19 protein-coding genes are annotated in these 19,959 nt (G+C 41.9%); 10 read left to right on the plus strand and 9 right to left on the minus strand.

Annotated features, from left to right (window positions below):
• Window positions 1-412 precede the first annotated feature (412 nt).
• From glnA to CWC02_RS10210, 5 genes are all read left to right on the plus strand, one after another.
• Window positions 413-1,819, plus strand: a complete 1,407-nt coding sequence (gene glnA, locus CWC02_RS10190) for a glutamate--ammonia ligase (RefSeq protein WP_054552391.1) — start codon at window positions 413-415, stop codon at window positions 1,817-1,819.
• 133 nt (window positions 1,820-1,952) lie between these two features.
• Window positions 1,953-2,474, plus strand: a complete 522-nt coding sequence (locus CWC02_RS10195; protein ID WP_249364093.1) for a DUF4124 domain-containing protein — start codon at window positions 1,953-1,955, stop codon at window positions 2,472-2,474.
• Window positions 2,475-2,554: 80 nt separating this feature from the next.
• Window positions 2,555-3,625 carry a nitrogen regulation protein NR(II) gene (glnL, locus tag CWC02_RS10200; protein ID WP_054552389.1) on the plus strand — a complete coding sequence of 357 codons (1,071 nt, stop codon included), beginning with the start codon at window positions 2,555-2,557 and terminating at the stop codon, window positions 3,623-3,625.
• A gap of 18 nt (window positions 3,626-3,643) precedes the next feature.
• Window positions 3,644-5,029: a nitrogen regulation protein NR(I) gene (ntrC, locus tag CWC02_RS10205; RefSeq protein ID WP_054552388.1), complete on the plus strand. Its 1,386-nt coding sequence runs from the start codon at window positions 3,644-3,646 to the stop codon at window positions 5,027-5,029.
• Between the two features lie 24 nt (window positions 5,030-5,053).
• Window positions 5,054-5,512, plus strand: a complete 459-nt coding sequence (locus CWC02_RS10210) for a cyclic nucleotide-binding domain-containing protein (RefSeq protein ID WP_138599054.1) — start codon at window positions 5,054-5,056, stop codon at window positions 5,510-5,512.
• On the opposite strand, the gene CWC02_RS10215 is transcribed toward CWC02_RS10210, so the two are convergent.
• The gene (locus CWC02_RS10215) at window positions 5,509-6,171 is read right to left on the minus strand and encodes a hypothetical protein (protein ID WP_054552386.1); all 663 of its coding nucleotides are present in this window, start codon (window positions 6,169-6,171) and stop codon (window positions 5,509-5,511) included. The two genes, CWC02_RS10210 and CWC02_RS10215, sit on opposite strands and share 4 nt — an antisense overlap.
• 57 nt (window positions 6,172-6,228) lie before the next feature.
• Entirely contained in the window at window positions 6,229-6,516 is a 288-nt protein-coding gene (locus CWC02_RS10220; protein ID WP_062566674.1) for a hypothetical protein, read from the minus strand.
• A 235-nt stretch (window positions 6,517-6,751) separates the two neighbouring features.
• Between CWC02_RS10220 and CWC02_RS10225 the strand changes: the two genes are divergently transcribed.
• The 4 genes from CWC02_RS10225 to CWC02_RS10240 all read left to right on the plus strand — a co-directional run bounded on the left by CWC02_RS10225 (window position 6,752) and on the right by CWC02_RS10240 (window position 11,219).
• A complete protein-coding gene (locus CWC02_RS10225; protein ID WP_138599152.1) occupies window positions 6,752-7,126 on the plus strand; it encodes an RNA-binding S4 domain-containing protein in 375 nt (124 codons plus the stop codon).
• A 70-nt stretch (window positions 7,127-7,196) separates the two neighbouring features.
• Entirely contained in the window at window positions 7,197-7,616 is a 420-nt protein-coding gene (locus tag CWC02_RS10230; protein ID WP_138618034.1) for a hypothetical protein, read from the plus strand.
• A 220-nt stretch (window positions 7,617-7,836) separates the two neighbouring features.
• Window positions 7,837-10,587, plus strand: coding sequence for an aconitate hydratase AcnA (gene acnA / locus CWC02_RS10235; protein WP_138618036.1), 2,751 nt, complete (start codon window positions 7,837-7,839; stop codon window positions 10,585-10,587).
• Between the two features lie 386 nt (window positions 10,588-10,973).
• Entirely contained in the window at window positions 10,974-11,219 is a 246-nt protein-coding gene (locus CWC02_RS10240) for a hypothetical protein (RefSeq protein ID WP_138599058.1), read from the plus strand.
• On the opposite strand, the gene CWC02_RS10245 is transcribed toward CWC02_RS10240, so the two are convergent.
• The 5 genes from CWC02_RS10245 to CWC02_RS10265 form a co-directional block, all read right to left on the minus strand.
• On the minus strand, window positions 11,216-11,758 hold the full coding sequence (locus tag CWC02_RS10245; protein ID WP_138599059.1) for a DUF4124 domain-containing protein: 543 nt from the start codon (window positions 11,756-11,758) through the stop codon (window positions 11,216-11,218). The genes CWC02_RS10240 and CWC02_RS10245 overlap by 4 nt on opposite strands.
• A gap of 12 nt (window positions 11,759-11,770) precedes the next feature.
• Window positions 11,771-12,499, minus strand: a complete 729-nt coding sequence (locus CWC02_RS10250; protein ID WP_054552380.1) for a substrate-binding periplasmic protein — start codon at window positions 12,497-12,499, stop codon at window positions 11,771-11,773.
• Between the two features lie 100 nt (window positions 12,500-12,599).
• A complete protein-coding gene (locus tag CWC02_RS10255; protein ID WP_138618038.1) occupies window positions 12,600-13,340 on the minus strand; it encodes a phosphoadenylyl-sulfate reductase in 741 nt (246 codons plus the stop codon).
• Between the two features lie 38 nt (window positions 13,341-13,378).
• Window positions 13,379-15,076: an assimilatory sulfite reductase (NADPH) hemoprotein subunit gene (gene cysI / locus CWC02_RS10260; RefSeq protein ID WP_138599061.1), complete on the minus strand. Its 1,698-nt coding sequence runs from the start codon at window positions 15,074-15,076 to the stop codon at window positions 13,379-13,381.
• A gap of 48 nt (window positions 15,077-15,124) precedes the next feature.
• Entirely contained in the window at window positions 15,125-16,939 is a 1,815-nt protein-coding gene (locus CWC02_RS10265; protein ID WP_138599062.1) for an assimilatory sulfite reductase (NADPH) flavoprotein subunit, read from the minus strand.
• A 349-nt stretch (window positions 16,940-17,288) separates the two neighbouring features.
• Here CWC02_RS10265 and CWC02_RS10270 point away from each other — a divergent pair, with 349 nt between their 5' ends.
• Window positions 17,289-18,929, plus strand: a complete 1,641-nt coding sequence (locus tag CWC02_RS10270; RefSeq protein WP_138618040.1) for an endonuclease — start codon at window positions 17,289-17,291, stop codon at window positions 18,927-18,929.
• A 43-nt stretch (window positions 18,930-18,972) separates the two neighbouring features.
• Here the strand turns inward: CWC02_RS10270 and CWC02_RS10275 are convergent, their stop codons facing one another.
• A complete protein-coding gene (locus tag CWC02_RS10275) occupies window positions 18,973-19,563 on the minus strand; it encodes a hypothetical protein (protein ID WP_138618042.1) in 591 nt (196 codons plus the stop codon).
• A gap of 72 nt (window positions 19,564-19,635) precedes the next feature.
• Window positions 19,636-19,926, minus strand: a complete 291-nt coding sequence (locus tag CWC02_RS10280; RefSeq protein ID WP_138618045.1) for a hypothetical protein — start codon at window positions 19,924-19,926, stop codon at window positions 19,636-19,638.
• Between the last annotated feature and the right edge of the window lie 33 nt (window positions 19,927-19,959).

Consider the following 19,959-nt stretch of genomic DNA (forward strand, 5'->3'; position numbering starts at 1 on the left):
CGCATATTATCCCTTAATAATGGCATGGATGAAAGTTTATCCAATATAAATTTATAAACTTTCTTCAAGCTTTTTATAAGTATCTGTTTTATAAATGACAAATTTATGAAAATTAAAGTGAATCTGAGCTCAAAACTGGCGAAATTTTAGTTTTTGAACCATATTTTGGCACTAAATCGTGTTCATAACCGAAAAATTGGCACGCTCAATAATTGTGCAAAACAAGGTCGCACTTTTTACGCACCAGAATGATCTTTTTACGCACCAACTTAGTGCAATAAAAGTTAACAAAACGAAGCCCTGTTCACTTTTTACAAGCCTAAACAAGGTGTTAAAAACATGGCACGAAACCAGCTTATATAAGCGAAAAGCAATAATGCAGCAAAAATAAAACCCAACAATTGGAGGACACATGTCACAATCGGTTTTAGATTTTATCAAAGAAAATGACGTTAAGTTCATTGATTTACGCTTTACTGATACCAAAGGTAAAGAACAGCATGTTTCTATTCCTCATCATCAAATTGATGAAGATTTCTTCGAAGACGGCAAAATGTTTGACGGTTCTTCAATTGCTGGCTGGAAAGGTATCAACGAATCAGACATGGTACTTATGCCTGTTCCTGAGTCTGCGAAAATGGACCCGTTTTCTGAAGAAGCTACACTAATCGTACGTTGTGACGTAGTTGAGCCTTCAACACTTCAAGGTTACGAGCGTGATCCACGTTCTGTTGCAAAACGCGCTGAAGAGTACATGCGCTCTACTGGTATTGCTGACACTGTATTATTCGGTCCAGAGCCAGAATTCTTCCTTTTTGATGACGTTAAATACAAATCAGACATGTCTGGTTCTATGTACAAAATCGATTCTGTAGAAGCTGCTTGGAACTCAGATAAAGATTACGAAGGTGGCAACATGGGTCACCGTCCAGGTGTTAAAGGCGGTTACTTCCCGTGTTCACCTGTTGATTCATCACATGACTGGCGTTCAGCAACTTGTTTAGTTCTTGAAGAACTAGGTCAAGTAGTAGAAGCTCACCACCACGAAGTAGCAACTGCAGGTCAAAATGAGATCGCAACTCGCTTCAATACAATGGTATTAAAAGCTGACGAAATCCAAGAGATGAAATATGTTATCCATAACATGGCTCACTTATACGGAAAAACAGCGACATTCATGCCTAAACCAATCGTAGGTGATAACGGTTCTGGTATGCACTGTCACCAATCTCTAGGTAAAGATGGCGTAAACATCTTCGCGGGTGACAAATACGCAGGTCTTTCTGAAGAAGCACTTTACTACATCGGTGGTATCATCAAGCACGCTAAAGCAATCAACGCATTCGCTAACGCGTCAACGAACTCATACAAGCGTTTAGTACCAGGCTTCGAAGCTCCTGTAATGCTTGCATACTCTGCACGTAACCGTTCTGCTTCAATCCGAATCCCAGTGGTACCGTCTGCAAAAGCACGTCGTATCGAAGTACGTTTCCCTGATCCAACTGCGAACCCATACTTAGCATTCTCTGCAATGCTTATGGCTGGCCTAGACGGTATCAAGAACAAGATCCACCCTGGCGATGCAATGGACAAAGATTTATACGATCTACCTGCTGAAGAAGCAGCTGAGATCCCACAAGTTGCATCTTCTTTACAAGAAGCACTTGCATCATTAGACGCAGACCGTGAGTTCTTAACTCAAGGTGGCGTATTCACTGATGACCTAATCGATGCATACATCGCGCTTAAGAGCCAAGAAGTTGAAAAACTTAACATGACAACTCACCCAGTTGAGTTCGAAATGTACTACAGCGTGTAATACACGCTGTATCAGAATTATCTAAAAGATAATAAATGTGTGTTCTCAAGCCCGCTCTGCGGGCTTTTTTAATGGTAATTGAGCGGGTTCTACTCTACAGTTTTAGTTAAGTGAAAAAATGCAGGGTCGCAGGGTGAAAAACACAACCTTATTGGTATTATCGTTATTATTTGCAAGCTTTTTTGGTTATACAGCAGCACAAAAAGTCTATTCTTGGAAAGATGAGAATGGTGTATTAGTATTTTCTGATACTCCTCGCCCCGGTGCTACTGAGGTCAAGTTAAATACCCAAAATCTTACAATGCCTGCAGCTGATACCAGTATTCTTGATACTGCTCAAAGTGCAGTCCCTGTTAACTTTAAAGTGTCAATTGCAGCCCCCGCAAATGAAGAAACTGTGAGAGAAAATACAGGTTCTGTTTATGTTACTACACGAATCAGCCCCCGTTTTGAAACTGGTTTCAAAGTTCAATTACTCGTTGATGGTTCACCTCATGGCGCACCAAGTAATAGCACGACCTTTGCTCTAAGAGAGGTCTTTCGAGGCGAACACACATTACAAGCGAAACTTTTTGATGCGAATAATAAACTCGTTTCAGTTAGCCCAGTCAGCACTTTTTTCATGCACAGAACTTCAATTAATAACGGAAATTAGAATTTTCGACATGATGTCTCGCAAAGCAAAAAGAGTATGCTAAGCTGCACTAAATTGAAACGCACTAAAATGGTGCAACCATGCTCAGAGATCTACATTTTAATTCTCAATTACTCGACAGTATTTGGAAAAATTTAAGTACTGCTGTTATTTTACTCGATCATGATTTTAAACTGGTTTACGCAAACGATAGCGCCAGTGAGCTTTTAGGTTTAGGCCCAAAACGTATCATCAACCAACCGTTCGACAACCTATTTAACTACCACTCGATAGATTTAAAACGTATTGCTCAGTATTCGTTGTTTGACGGTGTCGATTGCCACCAACATAGAGCTGACGTGGTGTTCGTCGATTCTCGCCATGCCAAGTTAACTATTAGCACACGCCGAATAAGTAGCAACGATGAAAATTATATCCTGTTCGAATGCCGCCAAATGGATGATGAAATTCGCCATGACCAAGCTTCGAATCAAATGCATCAATATCAAGCTGCCCGTAACCTTATTCGTGGTTTAGCACATGAAATTAAAAATCCTTTAGGTGGAATTCGCGGAGCGGCGCAATTATTGCAGTATGAGGTTGATCAGCAAGAACGTGATCAATGTGCCGAATTAATCATTGAACAAGCAGACCGTTTACGCGAGCTTGTCGACCGTTTACTTGGTCCGAATCAACTGCCACACAAATCCCATGGCAATATTCACCAAGCGTTAGAGTCGGTGATTAAACTGAGCATGTTAGACAACAATGCCAATATCACTTTAGTGAAAGACTATGATCCAAGTATACCGAGTGTATACATAGATCAGAGTAAAATTCAGCAAGTGGTACTGAACATTATTCGTAATGCACAACAGGCACTTGTTGATGGTGGCGAGATAAGAATAAAGACTCGCATCAATCATCAACACAGGCGCCCGGGTAAGGCACCGAAAAAAACCTTGCTGATCCAAATTTCGGATAACGGCCCAGGTATAGACAAGAGCTTACGTGAAACCTTGTTCTACCCAATGATCACCAACAAAGAAAATGGATCAGGGCTTGGTTTATCGATAGCGCAAACCTTGGTTGACCAACATGACGGCCACATTGATTGTGACAGTTGGCCAGGCCATACAGAATTTAATATCTATTTGCCTTTTACGGATTAATGGTTTTTTGGAGTAGTCATGAAAACAGTCTGGTTAGTTGATGATGATGCCTCAATTCGCTTTGTATTGGAAAAAGCGTTGGCACGTGCAGGATTTGACACTGAAAGCTATGCAAACGCACAAGATGTGCTTAACGCATTAAAGTTTAGCCAGCCCACGGTATTGGTATCTGATGTGCGTATGCCTGGCATGGACGGCATGGCGTTACTCGAAACAATTGCCGAGCAAAATCCTGGCTTACCTGTTATTATCATGACCGCTCACTCGGATTTAGATTCGGCGGTAAATGCCTTCCAAAAAGGGGCGTTTGAGTACCTCGCCAAACCGTTTGACTTAGACGAAGCCGTGGCACTGGTAGAAAGCGCATGTCGCGCTAACTCAACGAAGAAAACTAAACGCAAACAAGCACCACAAACCAATGCGCATATCATCGGTGAAGCACCTGCAATGCAAGAGGTGTTTCGCGCGATCGGTAAATTATCAGCATCAAGTATGAGCGTGCTGATTAATGGTGAGTCAGGGACAGGTAAAGAGCTAGTTGCAAGCGCCCTGCATAACCACAGCCCACGCAAAGAAAACCAATTTATAGCTCTGAATATGGCTGCCATTCCTAAAGAATTAGTTGAGTCAGAGTTATTTGGCCACGAAAAAGGCGCATTTACTGGAGCCGACAGCATTCGTAAAGGCCGTTTCGAACAGGCGAATGGTGGCACTTTATTTTTAGATGAAATTGGTGATATGCCACTCGACGTTCAAACACGTTTATTACGCGTGTTAGCCGATGGTGAGTTTTACCGAGTGGGCGGCCATCAAAGTATTAAAGTTGATGTACGTATTATTGCTGCAACGCACCAAAACCTCGAAGACTTGGTAAAACAAGGTAAGTTTCGTGACGACTTATTCCACCGCTTAAACGTAGTGCGTTTACGCTTACCCGCGCTGCGTGAGCGTACGGAAGATATTGAACGACTAGCACAACACTTTTTACATAAAAGTGCCAAAGAACTGCAAGTTGACAGCAAAATTTTAAGCCCAAAAGCCACTGAGCAACTACGCCTATTTAACTGGCCAGGTAACGTGCGCCAATTAGAAAACACCTGCCGTTGGTTAACCGTTATGGCGCCGGGTGAACTTATTAGTGAACAAGATTTGCCACCTGAAATCGTCGCAGTTACACCAATCGAGCAAGAAGGCGACTGGCTAGATGCATTTCAACAATGGCTTAACCTTGAACTTAAACAAGGTAAAGAAAATATTTGGCCTGCCATTCAAGCACAACTCGAGACTCGCTTGATTAAAACTGCTCTTGCCAACTGTGCTGGGCACAAGCAAGAAGCCGCAGTGAAGATCGGTTGGGGTCGTAATACATTGACCCGCAAGCTAAAAGAGCGCAATATTAGCTAATTTCGCGCAAACCAATGTGAGTCAATGAATTTAATCGAGCACATTCCACTAATTAAACAAATGGAAATTATTAACAGATTACCATTTTTTAGAGAGTTCACATTAAGCGAACGACAAGTGTTATTAGAGTCATTTAGCCATTTATATTTGGTCAAGCAAGGCCGCGCTGTTTTCAAACAATACGATACTGATAAGCGGCTTTATATTGTGCTAAGCGGCTCACTGATGGTATTCAAACAAAGCCATCTTCTTGAACTTGGCACGATTGAGCCTGGTGAATTTATCGGTGAAGGTGCTTTTATCAATAACCGCGAGCACAGTACCAGTGCGCGCGCAAAAGTTGATACCATTTTGTTAGCTATCACCCCTGAGGCACTTACCCGCTTGCCGAATGTGATCCGCGAGAAAATTAAAGATCGCATAATCGAAGGTATGAGTGAACGTATTACTAAGTTAAGCACTTACCTTGAGTCACGTAGCTAGTCCATATACACAATTTGAAATGAGCAATTTAACCAACTTGGGCTATTAACGCGAGCCGTGTAACGGTAGGTGTCTGATGGTTTCATACCAAAAGGGGTACTCACTTCTGGCGTTAAATGGCTGTAACTTTGCGAATAGTTTTTATAATAAATGACTAGGTGGCCGTATAAGTATTCCCAATCAAGAGTAACTTTACTACCGCCAGCAAGAGTAAAGTGAGCTTGCTTATCACTGAATGTAACAACAAGATCATTATACTTGTCTTCAACACATCCTGTGGTGAGTACACGAGCCGGCATAGTAAAATTAGTGGTAGTATTTTTAGCTTTTAAATAAAAGCCAATATTGCCATGATTGTAAAAGTGGTTGGCATCTGTGGTGTATTTGATTTCAACTTCATAACCCAATCCTTGCATAATTTCAGCAAGTTGCTCAGTTTCATGAGTGAGGATTTTATCACTCGATAACATTAAGGTTGCATCCGCAAACTCTCTTGGCACTGGGAGCTGAGTGTATTCATAGGGTAAGCTTTGCTTATTTAATGCTTGCTCTAATGATTGCAACTGCGACTGATCAAGATTTTCTGTGTATACGTAGACTGTAGCTTGCTGACAACCAGCCAAAATTAAAAATATGGCTGCCGAAATTATCCTTTTCATATTCTTTCTCACTTTAGATTACAAATGTAGTCTAAAGTGAGAAAAACAATAAATCAATTAATTAAGATGTTTTTTTAGCCAACTATTAACACTTTGACGGGTATATAAAATATCTTTAAATAAACGGTGAGTTTGATGCTGAAGCAGTTTTTCTTTATTTGTTTCACCTGAACTTAACTGGCTATGGTTATCATTAAAACGCGAAATTAACGCAAAACCTTGTTCTGACTTTTCAGGCTGAGATTTAATTGTTTGCGTTAACAAAGCTCGCACATCATCTGCAGCAAGCAATGACGAATCTTGCAAACCCATTAACTCTTTTCTTAGCGCTGATCTTACGCCCATTACAACTTCTCCTGAACGAATAAAAAATGAAACGGACATGCATTTAGCAATTTGTACACCAATTCCGAACGCGCGCAGTGTACCCAGTAAATACTGCAGTTTTTTTACTGTTTATAAAAATGTCAGATTTTTTATTGCTGTAAATTTTAACCGCCTGAAGAGCTTAAAAATTTAATCTTGGTTCAATTGAGTGCTAGGCTTTATAATGGCTGCGATTGAATTAAGAGAGACCAACATGAACGAAGATTTCATCGAAATTGAACTAGAAGAAGAGCCAATAGAGTTATGCAACTTGTTAAAAGTGCTCGACCTAGTCGAAACAGGCGGCCAAGCAAAAGCCTTAATTGGTGAAGGTTATGTTGGGGTTAACTATGAAATTTGTACAATAAAACGGAAAAAATTATACAGTGGTGACGTGTTGGCTTTCGATGGTGAGTTGTTCCAACTTACTTTAAGCGAAGATGCAACACCGAATCCTCGCCCACCGGAACCTGTACAAAAAGCACAACCACAAAGCACTGAAGAAGCGCCAAAAAAATCGAAGCGTAAACGTACTAAAAAACCAAAAGTAGACGAAAAAACCGGCCGTCGCCCTATCTCTTTTGGTTAACTAGAGCTTGCTTAGTTAGTATAAATCACCTTTAATTGAATGCGATTATAACAACAATAAAAGGTGATTTATGAATCCTCCAGCTTGGCTCAAGCCACTTGCTTGGGCAGCCCTTGTATGGAATCTTTTAGGTGTCATTGCATTTATAATGCAACTGTTGATCACACCCGAAATGATTAACCAACTCCCCGAAGCACAACAAGCCGCATACCGCGACATACCGCTCTGGTCAACGGCTGCCTTTGCGATAGCCGTGTTTGCAGCAAGTTTTGCGAGCATCTTATTACTGACAAAAAAAGCCCTTGCGCGCGAGTTATTTTTAATCTCGTTTATCGCCGTATTAGTCCAGCAATATTATAATTTTGTGGTGATAGATAGCCTTGCTATGTTTGGTACTAGCGCATTAGCAATGCCATTGTGCGTGATCGTTATTGGTTTACTATTATTGTTTATTAGCCATAAAGGTAAACAACAAAACTGGCTTAACTAAAAACACTTATTTCTGAGGGTAGTTTAAAGTGACTACCCTTTTTATCTGCCCCCTTCCCTTGAAATAAATCACATCAGCAGCAACTATATTAGGTAGCATATTTTTTCATCAGCTAGATGAATTTCTCAGCTGGTATTAAGTTTGCAATAACACTGTGTCTATTTCGAAAAGGAAACAACAAAGCAAGCCAAATTGCTTGCTCAAACCACAGGGGCAAATAATGAATAACAGTTTTGATACCCAAAAGCAGCTTACGATTAATGGTGAGCAATATCATATTCACTCTTTACAAGGTTTAGGCGACAAAGCAAAACGTCTACCATTCTCTCTAAAAATCTTACTTGAAAACCTGTTGCGCAATGAAGATGGCGTTAATATTAAAAAGCAAGATATCGATGCCTTATTAAACTGGGACCCTCAAGCGAAACCATCAGCAGAAGTCGCATTTACGCCTGCTCGTGTTGTCATGCAAGATTTTACCGGCGTACCCGCCATTGTCGATTTAGCCGCGATGCGTGATGCCATGGAAAAACTTGGCGGCGACCCTGCGAAGATTAATCCGCTGTCGCCTGCCGAGCTTGTTATTGACCATTCAGTACAAGTTGATGGCTACGGTGAAGATGGTTCATTCGACTTAAATGCAAAACTTGAATATGAGCGTAACAAAGAGCGTTACGAATTTTTACGCTGGGGGCAAACTGCCTTCGATAACTTGAAAGTCGTGCCACCAGCAACCGGCATCGTACACCAAGTAAATTTAGAATATTTAGCCCGCGTGGTATTTAACGATAGTAAAAATGGTAAATCACTCGCCTACCCAGATACCCTAGTCGGAACCGATTCGCACACCACCATGATCAATGGTCTTGGGGTACTAGGCTGGGGTGTGGGTGGTATTGAAGCCGAGGCCGCAATGCTTGGTCAACCGATCAGCTTACTCATTCCACAGGTCATTGGCTTTAAGCTCAATGGTCGCCTGCCAGAAGGTACGACCGCAACCGACCTTGTACTAACCGTGACAGAAATGCTGCGTAAGCATGGCGTAGTAGGTAAATTTGTTGAGTTTTATGGTGATGGTCTAGCTGATTTACCACTTGCAGACCGTGCAACTATTGCAAACATGGCGCCTGAGTATGGTGCAACCTGCGGTATTTTCCCAATTGATGATGAAACCATCAACTACCTACGTTTAACTAACCGCGATGACAAACAACTCAAACTCATCGAGGACTATGCTAAGCACCAAGGTTTATGGCGTAACCCTGGCGATGAAGCCCATTATACCGACACACTAGAGCTGTCACTTGATGATGTTGTGCCAAGCCTTGCCGGACCTAAACGTCCGCAAGATAGAATTGCCCTTAATAAAGCAGGTAGCATTATTGGTGAGCACTTAAAAGGCTTTCAAGAAGAGCGTATGCAACATCGCGATAAAAGCGATGTTCAAGAGGCGCGCATTGAAGACGAGGGCCCAACCACTAACCCTGATGAGCCAGTAAACGAAGCACAGTTTATGGGCGCAGCTAAGGTTAACTTTAAAGGCGAAGAGTTTGAGCTTAATGATGGTGCTTGTGTCATTGCTGCAATTACAAGTTGTACAAACACGTCAAACCCAAGTGTTATTTTAGCTGCTGGCCTAGTGGCTAAAAAAGCCAAACAATTAGGATTAAAGGTTAAGCCATGGGTTAAAACCTCACTTGCTCCGGGCTCTCAAGTGGTGACTGATTACTTGAAAAAAGCCGACTTAATGGATGATTTAGATGCGTTAGGCTTTAACCTTGTCGGTTATGGTTGTACAACCTGTATCGGTAACTCAGGGCCTTTAGCTGATGAAATCAGTGAAGCTATTCAAAAGCATAAACTAGTTGTAAGCTCTATTTTATCGGGTAACCGTAACTTTGAAGGCCGTATTCACCAAGATGTGAAAATGAACTTTTTAGCGTCACCACCCCTTGTGGTTGCATACGCAATTGCGGGCCGTACAGATATCGACGTTTACAATGAGCCGCTTGCGCAAGACCCTAATGGTAATGACATTTATCTAAAAAATATCTGGCCAAGTGTTAGTGAGGTGAACGAACTCGTCCGCGAAACTGTCACCAAAGAAATGTTCGCATCAAGCTATGGCAATGTGTATCAAGGTGATGATCGTTGGCAGAAAATTCAAATTCCTGATGGCAAACTTTATGATTGGGATGATGCGTCAACCTACATCAAAAAAGCGCCATTCTTTGATGGTATGGAGATTGAGCCTCCTGGTATTCCGAGCATTAGTGGTGCGCGCTGTTTAGCAAAATTAGGTGACTCAGTTACCACTGACCACATCTCGCCAGCAGGTGCGATTAAAGCGGATGCCCCAGCAGGTCTTTACTTGCAAGAGCACGGTGTACAAAAAGCACAATTTAACTCGTATGGTTCGCGTCGTGGTAACCACGAAGTAATGATGCGAGGTACCTTTGCTAATGTGCGTTTACGTAATCTATTAGCACCGGGTACCGAAGGTGGTGTGACCCGTATGCAACCAAGTGATGAGCTCGCCAGTATTTATGATGCAGCGATGCAATATCAGCAAGATGGTACGCCACTGATTATTTTAGCGGGCGCGGAATATGGCACAGGCTCATCACGCGACTGGGCTGCTAAAGGTTCACTTTTACTTGGTGTTAAAGCCGTTATTGCACAAAGTTATGAGCGTATTCACCGTTCAAATCTGATTGGTATGGGTGTTTTACCCCTACAATTTAAAGAAGGTGAAAGCTATGAGTCACTCGGTTTAACCGGCCAAGAGTCGTTCGATTTTGAAGGCTTATATGACAAAACCAATGAAGTCAGTGTGATTGCCACTAACAGCGAAGGAAAACAAATTAGCTTTAGTGTTGATGTACGTATAGATACCCCGAAAGAATGGGACTACTACAAACATGGCGGTATTTTACAGTATGTTCTGCGTAATATGCTGGCTGAGCAGTAATTGCTTTTAAGTTAACTAAGGGGCTGAATTTTCAGCCCCTTTTTTGTTTAGAACACCAGTAATACCAATCCGCAATAATACTTAATCATTTTGAGGGATTAAACCTGTCGCTACCTGCGTTAAAAATTTCTGATTTAGAACAAACTAAATAACGAAATTTTTGCCTTGTTATCAACGAGGTTTTATTGCCTCAAAATAGACCACTTAATTAAGCGAATTGGTATAAATTACAGTTTAGAGCAACACACTTATTTACAAAAAATGAAAAGCGCATAAAAACCAGCGCGTTAAAATTAGACAAATAACCGACACTTGCTTGATTTAGAACAATCCTCTTAATGACAACAGCACCTACACTTTAATTAAGGCTAAAGTGAGGTGCTTGTATGACTGAACAAACCATCATTCGAATCTTAAAAACCTTTATTATTTTAGGTATTTGTCTAATCATTTTGGGGCATTCTCTATTAGCCGGCAATTACTTAAGTGATAGCATGGGTATACATGGCATTATGATCAGCGCAGCGTGTATTGCTGTTGGTGTGCTGTTCTCGTTACCCACCAAAATTTATCTCACTATTTTACTGATGAAAATAGAAAGCGATCTCACAGCGCAAAACAAACAAAGTTAATTCCCACCTTGCTCTTTGAGCTGCTGCTCAAGTTGCTTATTACGTTGCTCCATAAGCTGTTTTACTTGCTCAGCATCTTGCATCATTTTTTGTACATTTTTAGGGTCGTATATCCCAAGCGCTGCAGCTTTTTCGTCTGCTTTAACGGTTGTTGGTTGCTTTTCATCAGCTTGAAAAGTCTCTGCAGGTAACACAGTTATATCGTTCGGATCCAAAGTTACTGTAGTACTAACGTAATTAGGGTGAGGGGTATCAGCATAGTGCCACTGACCATGTTCATCTTGCCATTTATACACGACGACAGGTGCATCCGCGTTTTTGCTAAAGCTCAAATTCTCAGTGAGCTTTTTTGCTTGGCTGGTCAGTGTATCGGCACCTTGCGAAGCAAAATCACTCACATCACCACTTACTTTTTCTGCGTAACGCTCGAACATGCTCAGCTCTAGGTAAGGTTTACCGTCTGGCTTTTTAATGTAAAACAGCAGGGCAACACTGGTCAGTAGCAACATAACCGCAAGATAACAAAAACGCTTAATCATTCCATTTACCGATTATTGGTAGTTACTCTCAATCTTAGCAAATTCACCGGATGATTTAAGATTTTTCATAAATTCGTTAAATTGCTCGCTCATATGCTTACCTTTTTCATTGTATGTAAACTGTAATTGCATCGGCGCTCTACCCACACTGTAATCACTTACCGTGAATTTCTTAAAGACATGATTTCTTGAGGCATACCACTGCAATGTGTTTTTTGAGATGACGGCAACACGTTGATTTTGCTGCATATCGACTAAAGCATTCAACATATCTATTTCAGAGTAAAAATCTTCACGATGCAACTTGCCAGCTGCAAACAATGCTTCAAATTGCGGGTAAGTGTAACCAAAGCGAGCCATCAACACATAGCCGCCGAGCTCATCAATCGCTGGAATATGACAACCTCTGGGCATAACTAAAATATCTTCAACAATCGCAATACTATCACTCCAATAATATTGATTATCTCCACGATACCATTGCTCAGACTCTAAACGAACATCAACCTGACCCTCATCAAGTAAATGCTGCGAACGCACTTCTGGTACCAGCATGTACTGAAGATCATAATTATATTTTTCGGCAAAGCGGCTTAATAGGTCAGCGACTAGGCCTTTTTGACCGCTATCAACAAAATGATAAGGTGGGTAATCCGTGTCATACAACGCAACACGTAAAGTTTCTGCTCGCACTAAAGGCGTAATTAATAGCAATAATAAAAAAACAACGGCACGACTCATAATTTTCTCTCATAAAATTGAGCCAGGGATTGTATATAAATAGCACAAAAAAAGCGCAGGCTAAGCTGCGCTTTGAGAAAATTCTGATAGGAATTTAGGATTAGATACCGTCACCATCAATATGTAAGCCACATTCACGGTTTAAACCGAAGAAACGCGTTTCTTCTTCTGTCATGCCAGGCTCAAGTTTACGGGTGGTGTGAACATCACCCATAGACACATAACCTTGCTCCCAAAGCGGGTGATACGGCAAATCATGCTTAGTTAGATACTGATAAATATCGCGGTTATTCCACTCGATAAGTGGGTACACTTTCACTGTGCCACGGCTAATTTCAACAATTTGCTTATCAGCACGGCTTGATGACTGGTCACGGCGCAAACCACTAAACCAGGTGCCTGCTTCCAGCTCGTTTAAAGCGCGAGTCATTGGCTCAACTTTATTCAGTTGATTGTATTGCTTAATACCGGCTTCACCTTGCTCCCAAAGTTTACCAAACTTCGCTTCTTGCCACGCTGGGCTAAGCTGTGCTTTATAAACTTTAAGATTAAGCGAAAGTCGCTCGGTCATTTGCTCGATGAACTGATAAGTCTCAGGGAACAAATAGCCCGTGTCAGTCAGTACCACTGGAATATCTGGCTGCTGCGATGTCACTAAATGCAACATCACCGCCGCTTGAATACCAAAGCTCGACGACAAAAAGTGAGTGCTTGGTAAGTTTTCAAGTGCCCACGCAACACGCTCTTCTGCGCTTTTATCAGTCAGAAGACCATTAATATCAGCCAGCATGGCTGTTTGGTCTTCTTTACTCATCGTTAAGATGTCTTTAAATTCACTCATGGTTAATTCCAAACCTTAAAGCGGTGTCGCTTATAAAATTATGCGTGAAAATCGGTTACTGAAACTTTAACTTCAGCAACAATGCCTTTGCGAATTACAAAATCACCAAAACACTCGCCTTCATTACGCTCACTTGCCCATTGGCCAATTAGCTTATCGAATGCGTCTAGGTATACGTCTTCGCCAACATTTTCTAAATACAATTTTGGAATACGCGTGCCTTCACGGTTACCACCTAAGTACACGTTGTATTTACCCGGACCTTTACCAACCAGACCCGCTTCTGCCAACATTGCGCGGCCACAGCCATTCGGACAACCCACGACACGCATAATGATGTTGTCATCGCTAATGCCGTGCTTAGCTAATAGCGCTTCTGTTTTCTCAATTAAGCTTGGTAAATAACGCTCTGCCTCAGCCATCGCTAGCGGACAGGTTGGTAATGCCACACACGCCATTGAGTTTTTACGCTGCTCTGTATGGCTGTCATCAATTAAGCCATGGTTGCGAGCAATCTCTTCGATTACCGCTTTTTGATCAGCCGGAACACCTGCGATGATCAAGTTTTGGTTTGCAGTCATGCGGAAATCACCTTGGTGAATTTCAGCAATTTTACGGCAACCTGTTTTAAGAGGTTGATTTGGGTAATCTAAAATACGGCCACTTTGGATAAACAGCGTTAAGTGGTGCTTACCATCAATACCTTCAACCCAACCGATACGGTCACCACGGTGAGTGAACTCATACGGGCGGCTCTGCTGAAATTGAACACCGGCACGTTTTTCAACTTCAGCTTTAAATACATCTGAACCTACACGGTCTAGTGTGTATTTAGTTTTCGCATTTTTACGATTTGAGCGGTTACCCCAATCACGTTGTACAGACACCACGTGCTCAGCAATTTTCAACGTGTGTTCAAGTGGGATAAAACCAAAGTCATCTGCTTTACGAGGATACGTTGCTGTATCACCGTGAGTCATCGCAAGACCACCACCCACTAACACGTTAAAACCAACTAACTTGCCGTTTTCTGCAATTGCCACGAAGTTTAAGTCGTTCGCATGCACATCCACTTCATTGTTCGGTGGAATTGTCACTGTGGTTTTAAACTTACGCGGTAAGTAAGTTGAACCTAAAATTGGCTCTTCAGTGGTTTCACTCTTTTCACCATTTAGCCAAATTTCAGCGTATGCTTTGGTTTTTGGTAATAGGTGCTCAGAGATCTTCGCTGCCCACTCGTACGCTTCTTGGTGAAGCTCAGATTCAACTGGGTTCGTTGTACATAATACGTTTCGGTTTACATCGCCCGCCGTTGCAATTGAGTCAATGCCCACGCTATTGAGCATTTGATGCATGCCTTTAATATTTGGCTTAAGTACACCATGGAACTGGAACGTTTGACGCGTGGTTAAACGAATACTGCCATAGCTGGTTTTCTCTTCAGCAAACTTATCAATCGCTAACCATTGCTCTGGCTTGATGATACCGCCAGGCATACGAGCACGTAACATTACGTTATGTAACGGCTCTAATTTTTGTTTAGCGCGCTCAGGGCGAATATCACGGTCATCTTGCTGGTACATGCCGTGGAAACGGATCAGTTGGAAGTTATCAGCAGTGAAACCACCAGTGATCTCGTCTTTTAAGTCTTGCTCAATGGTGCCACGTAAAAAGTTACTTTCTCTTTTCAAACGCTCGTTATCAGAAAGCTTTACGTTTTTGTCTTGTTCGCTCATGGTATTTCCTAAATTTGTTACAGTGACGGCTGTTAGCTTTAAACGTGATTAGTACACGTCTTTCTGATAGCGATTTGCGCTACGTAAATCTTTTAAATATTGCTCAGCTTGTTCATCATCTTTGCCGCTATTTTCTTTGATAATGTCGACAAGCGCCTGATGAACATCTTTCGCCATACGGTTTGCATCACCACAGATATAGAAATGAGCACCCGCTTCTAACCAAGCAAATACTTCTTGGCTGTTTTTGCGAAGTTTGTCTTGAACATATACTTTTTCCGCTTGGTCACGGCTAAACGCCACATCCACTTTTGTCAGTAAACCTGACTTCAAGTAACCTTGAATTTCTACTTGATATAAAAAGTCTTGGGTAAAGTGTGGGTTACCAAAGAATAACCAATTTTTACCGCTTGCTTCACGGGCATCACGCTCTTGTAAAAACGCACGGAAAGGTGCAATACCTGTACCCGGACCTACCATGATAATTGGCGTTTCATCATTAGCCGGTAAACGGAAGTTATCGTTATGCTCGCTGAATACTTTTACTTTGCAGCCTTCCTCAGCACGACGTGCTAAATAGCCAGAACAACCACCTAAGTGCTCGCTGCCGAATGCATCAAACTCAACCAGACCCACCGTTAAGTGAACTTCTTCTTCAACTTCTGCTTGGCTAGATGCAATCGAATATAAACGTGCTTGTAGTTTACGTAAGCAGTCTACTAAGGTTTGTGCTTCAAGCTGAGCTGGGTTTTGACGAATAATATCGAAGATTTGGCGAGGCTCAATGTACTCACGCATTGCCGCTTTATCTTCAACTAACTTTAATAAATCAGGGTTGCCCGTTGCTGTTGCATATTTTTCAACAAAGCCTGGGTATGACTGAGTTAGTTCTAATTTTTCGATTAACGCATCACGAATACTTAGTTCTTCGTCGCCGAGTTCAACCGTACTAGATGCATCGATTTGTGTAAGCGTAAGTACTTCATCAACAAGCGCTTCGTCATTTAAGAAGTAAACGCCTAGCGAATCACCCGGTGTATAGGTGATGTCTGAACCTTCTAATGAAATTTCAACATGACGCACATCTTTGGTTGAATCACGACCGGTAATTTTTTGCACAACGCTTAGCTCTGCAGCAAATGGGTTTTGCTTGGTGTATTGGCTTGCTGCTGGTGCCGCTGCACCAAATGGCATCGCCACAACTTGACCACCACTTGCTTGCTGCTGCGCTTTAAGATCAGGTTCAAACGCATCAAGTGCACCGTCAATCCACTTAGCAGCTTCATCATCGTAATCAACATCTAAGTCAGCACGCTGGAAAATAGTTTCTGCGCCAAGCTTGTTAAAACGCTCTTCAAAATCTTTTGCTGTTTGGCAGAAGAACTCGTAGCTTGAATCACCTAAGCCGATCACAGCCACTTTAACACCATCTAGTTTTGGTGCTTTTTTAGTCGTTAAGAATTCATGCAGACTTTCAGCGTCTTCTGGTGGTTCACCCTCACCATAAGTTGAAACAACAACCGTGATGAACTTTTCTTTTTTCAGGGCAGTTGGTTTGTAGTCAGCCATGTTTACTAACTTAACCGTTAGACCGCGCGACTCTGCTTGCTCTTTTAACTTACTTGCCACGCCTTTTGCGTTACCCGTTTGCGAGCCGTATAAAATAGTTAGCGGTTGTGCATCACCTGCAGCTGGAGCGGCTGCAACACCACCGGTTAATGCACCTGCGTTGGCATTTGCAGCTAAGTAACCACTTACCCACGCTTGCTGAATTGGATTAAGTTCAGCCACTAAGCCTTGCAGCTTTTGTACTTGCTCTTGCGATAGCGGGCTCGCCGCTGCATTTAGTTGACTTAACAACATGAATTTATTCCTCGTAACCCTGAAAAGTTAACTGCGAAACGAACTTGCTACCGTCATTTCGCGAACAATTTTTTCGACTTTAAAGACCTAATAAAAACGCTTTAAAGGTTTATCTGAGCGTGAAGAATAACGAGGTCTGAGGCGATTAAAAAAGAATAGAATCTGCTTTGATATTCCATTTAGTTATTAATTTAGTATTTATCCAAAAAAAACATGTTAAAAGCAAAAATTCCCAAATAAGAAACTTTTATTAATTAACATTATTGCAACATAAGACAATTAGCCTATACTCGCTGTGTTCATTTTAAGAACAGCAATAACTATTAAAAAATATGAAAAGGAAAATACAATGTCACACGGGACATGTAAAAAATATATGCTAGCCAGTGGCTTGCTGTGCCTAGCGAGTTCAGCATTGGCAAATGTTAATAACGCCAGCTTCGAAAGCTGGTCAGCAAACACCCCTGCAAGCTGGAGCACCATAGATAGCGGTATTAGCCTTAGCGCTAATAGTAATGTGGTTTACTCAGGTAATTACTCAGCGCAAGTCGTGGTTAATACTGGCACGCAAAGTAATACCGATTTACAGCAGCTAGTTGATGTAGTGGCGGGTGAAACTTATGAGTTTTCAGCTTGGGTTTACCATACAGAAGGCGGCGTAAAAGCTCGCTTAGTGGTTGATGGCTATCAAGGCTATTCTAATTCAGCATTAACTAATCAATGGCAACAAATCAGTTATCAGTACACAGCCTCTGCTACCACATCAATTAATGTTGGCCTGCGCTTTTACGACGTAACTGGTTTTGATGGCAGCGAAGTAGTTTATGTAGATAGCTTTGCACCAAGCACTGGCGCAACCCCACCACCTTCGGGCAGCTGCGCCTATAACCAAGTGTCTTTAACCCTCACTACCGATAACTATGGTGAAGAAACAAGCTGGCAAATCACCAATAGCCAAGGTAGTGCAGTAGCATCAGGCGGCAGCTATGCAGCAAATACTCAGTACAGTGAGCAAGCATGTTTAACGGATGGTGACTATAGCTTTACTATTTTTGATAGTTATGGTGATGGCATATGCTGCTCATTCGGCAATGGCAGTTACAGCCTTTCATTAGGTCAAACAGTACTTGCCAGTGGTGCAAGCTTCCAAAGCTCAGAAGCAACGCCGTTTAGCCTAGGCGATAGCTCAGGCGGCGGTGACGGTGGTGGTACAACCCCAACAGAGCCATCGGGATACTATGTTACAACGCAAGGCCTTAGTGGTTATGCACTAAAAACAGAGTTATACAACATCATTAAAGGTCACAACTCACAAGGCTATTCTGCGATTTGGAGCTTTTACGATGTTGCTTCACGCGATAAGTATTTTGAAAACGACAACTCTATTTTAGATCGTTATTCAGAAAACCCTGCAGGCCAAGACAGCTACAACTATGTTGCTGTGAGCGACCAATGTGGGACATACAACAGCGAAGCAGACTGCTACAACCGTGAGCATTCTTTCCCGAAAAGTTGGTTTGGTGGAACAATTGAGCCAATGAATTCAGACGTACATCATATTTTTGCCACTGACGGTTATGTCAATTCAAAACGCAGTAACTACCCATTTGGTGAAGTAGCTAGTGCAAACTATACCTCTAGTAACGGCAGCAAAGTAGGTAGTGCAGCCAGCTCATTAAATTACTCAGGAACGGTTTTTGAACCAATTGATGAATTTAAAGGTGACTTTGCAAGAGCGTACTTCTATATGGCAACACGCTATGAAAACGTGATTGGCTCATGGCAAAACAACACAACCTACAGTAACGCTGTACTGAATGGTTCATCTAATCAGGTCTTTGAGAGCTGGGTCGTTACTATGTTATTAAAGTGGCATAACGAGGATCCCGTTAGCCAATTAGAGCTTGACCGTAACCAAGCCGCTTATGAACATCAAGGTAACCGCAACCCATTTGTGGATCACCCAGAATTTGTAGAAATGATTTGGTAACTTCGTTAAGCCAAGGCGCTTAGTTTCGGCTAAGTGCCTTTTTTCAGTCAAGCATAATGACTTTGTTTTCGTGAATTAACTCTGATACATAGCGTTTTTCTAAATGCCACGGATGACGCTTCCAGCCCTGAAAACCAAAACCTGCTATATGCACTTTTGAAAACAATTTAAGGTAGTGAACAATCGCTAAAGTTCCTGAACTTGGGCAATATGGCTTATGTATTGTTGGCCCTAACGTTAATAGATACTCAAGGACTGATTGGCGAAATTGCTGGGTTAACCTTTCTTGCTGTAATCCTTTGCCATATTTATTAAACAAAGCGTCACCATGGTCAAGCCGGCCATGACGACGGATCAGTTTGAATATGTGTTGCATAAGTAAATTTGGCGCAGGATCAGTGACGACAACTTTACTTATCCCTTCAAGCGGCATCACAAGCGGATCAGTAAGTAAGCTTTGCGCCTGCCTTCCTCGGCCCAGTAGCCATAGATCAGTGCATCGCCTACCTAGGTGCGTAGGCATTGCTGCACAGCGGTTAAAACGAACGACACGAGGGCAACAATCAATCAGCTCAGCAAGCTCGGTATTTATTGGGCCATTACCTATAATAATTATCTCTGGCTGCTCATTCATGATGCAGAAACTCCGTTTCAATCCTTAAAACAGTATTATTTCACCCAACCTTTGTGACCTAATAATGACAGCTCATAATAATTCTAACGAATGTGAAAAGTGCTTATGCGCAACAAGTAAATTATTACCGACTTGAGATTGGGCACTATAGCCAAGAAGCTGTAACACCTGCTTTAACAGTGCTTGATGCTGCTGTTGTTTTGAATGGTTTACTACTTCTAATACCTCCAGCATGGCCAGTGCATAGCTAGAGCCTGATTGGAGTGATTGCCAAATACGCGTTTGTATTTCAATAACTTGATAAATTGAAGTTTTATAAGTATTAATCTGCAAGCTTAATAGATAGTTTTCTAATGGATTCATTGTAGCGCCCTTTTAAAAACGCCACTTTAAAAG

This window comes from Pseudoalteromonas sp. S2721 (genome assembly GCF_005887425.1).
In the GTDB taxonomy this organism is placed as follows: Bacteria; Pseudomonadota; Gammaproteobacteria; order Enterobacterales; family Alteromonadaceae; genus Pseudoalteromonas; species Pseudoalteromonas simplex.

What these genes read in the sequence shown, in the direction of transcription:
- CWC02_RS10250 (WP_054552380.1), bottom strand. Translation starts at nt 12,499, where the DNA reads ATGAGTCGTGCCGTTGTTTTTTTATTATTGCTATTAATTACGCCTTTA.
- CWC02_RS10220 (WP_062566674.1), bottom strand. Translation starts at nt 6,516, where the DNA reads ATGGGCGTAAGATCAGCGCTAAGAAAAGAGTTAATGGGTTTGCAAGAT.
- CWC02_RS10245 (WP_138599059.1), bottom strand. Translation starts at nt 11,758, where the DNA reads ATGATTAAGCGTTTTTGTTATCTTGCGGTTATGTTGCTACTGACCAGT.
- cysI (WP_138599061.1), bottom strand. Translation starts at nt 15,076, where the DNA reads ATGAGCGAACAAGACAAAAACGTAAAGCTTTCTGATAACGAGCGTTTG.
- CWC02_RS10215 (WP_054552386.1), bottom strand. Translation starts at nt 6,171, where the DNA reads ATGAAAAGGATAATTTCGGCAGCCATATTTTTAATTTTGGCTGGTTGT.
- CWC02_RS10225 (WP_138599152.1), top strand. Translation starts at nt 6,752, where the DNA reads ATGAACGAAGATTTCATCGAAATTGAACTAGAAGAAGAGCCAATAGAG.
- CWC02_RS10230 (WP_138618034.1), top strand. Translation starts at nt 7,197, where the DNA reads ATGAATCCTCCAGCTTGGCTCAAGCCACTTGCTTGGGCAGCCCTTGTA.
- CWC02_RS10240 (WP_138599058.1), top strand. Translation starts at nt 10,974, where the DNA reads ATGACTGAACAAACCATCATTCGAATCTTAAAAACCTTTATTATTTTA.
- CWC02_RS10265 (WP_138599062.1), bottom strand. Translation starts at nt 16,939, where the DNA reads ATGTTGTTAAGTCAACTAAATGCAGCGGCGAGCCCGCTATCGCAAGAG.
- glnA (WP_054552391.1), top strand. Translation starts at nt 413, where the DNA reads ATGTCACAATCGGTTTTAGATTTTATCAAAGAAAATGACGTTAAGTTC.
- CWC02_RS10210 (WP_138599054.1), top strand. Translation starts at nt 5,054, where the DNA reads ATGAATTTAATCGAGCACATTCCACTAATTAAACAAATGGAAATTATT.
- ntrC (WP_054552388.1), top strand. Translation starts at nt 3,644, where the DNA reads ATGAAAACAGTCTGGTTAGTTGATGATGATGCCTCAATTCGCTTTGTA.
- CWC02_RS10275 (WP_138618042.1), bottom strand. Translation starts at nt 19,563, where the DNA reads ATGAATGAGCAGCCAGAGATAATTATTATAGGTAATGGCCCAATAAAT.
- glnL (WP_054552389.1), top strand. Translation starts at nt 2,555, where the DNA reads ATGCTCAGAGATCTACATTTTAATTCTCAATTACTCGACAGTATTTGG.
- acnA (WP_138618036.1), top strand. Translation starts at nt 7,837, where the DNA reads ATGAATAACAGTTTTGATACCCAAAAGCAGCTTACGATTAATGGTGAG.
- CWC02_RS10280 (WP_138618045.1), bottom strand. Translation starts at nt 19,926, where the DNA reads ATGAATCCATTAGAAAACTATCTATTAAGCTTGCAGATTAATACTTAT.
- CWC02_RS10270 (WP_138618040.1), top strand. Translation starts at nt 17,289, where the DNA reads ATGTCACACGGGACATGTAAAAAATATATGCTAGCCAGTGGCTTGCTG.
- CWC02_RS10255 (WP_138618038.1), bottom strand. Translation starts at nt 13,340, where the DNA reads ATGAGTGAATTTAAAGACATCTTAACGATGAGTAAAGAAGACCAAACA.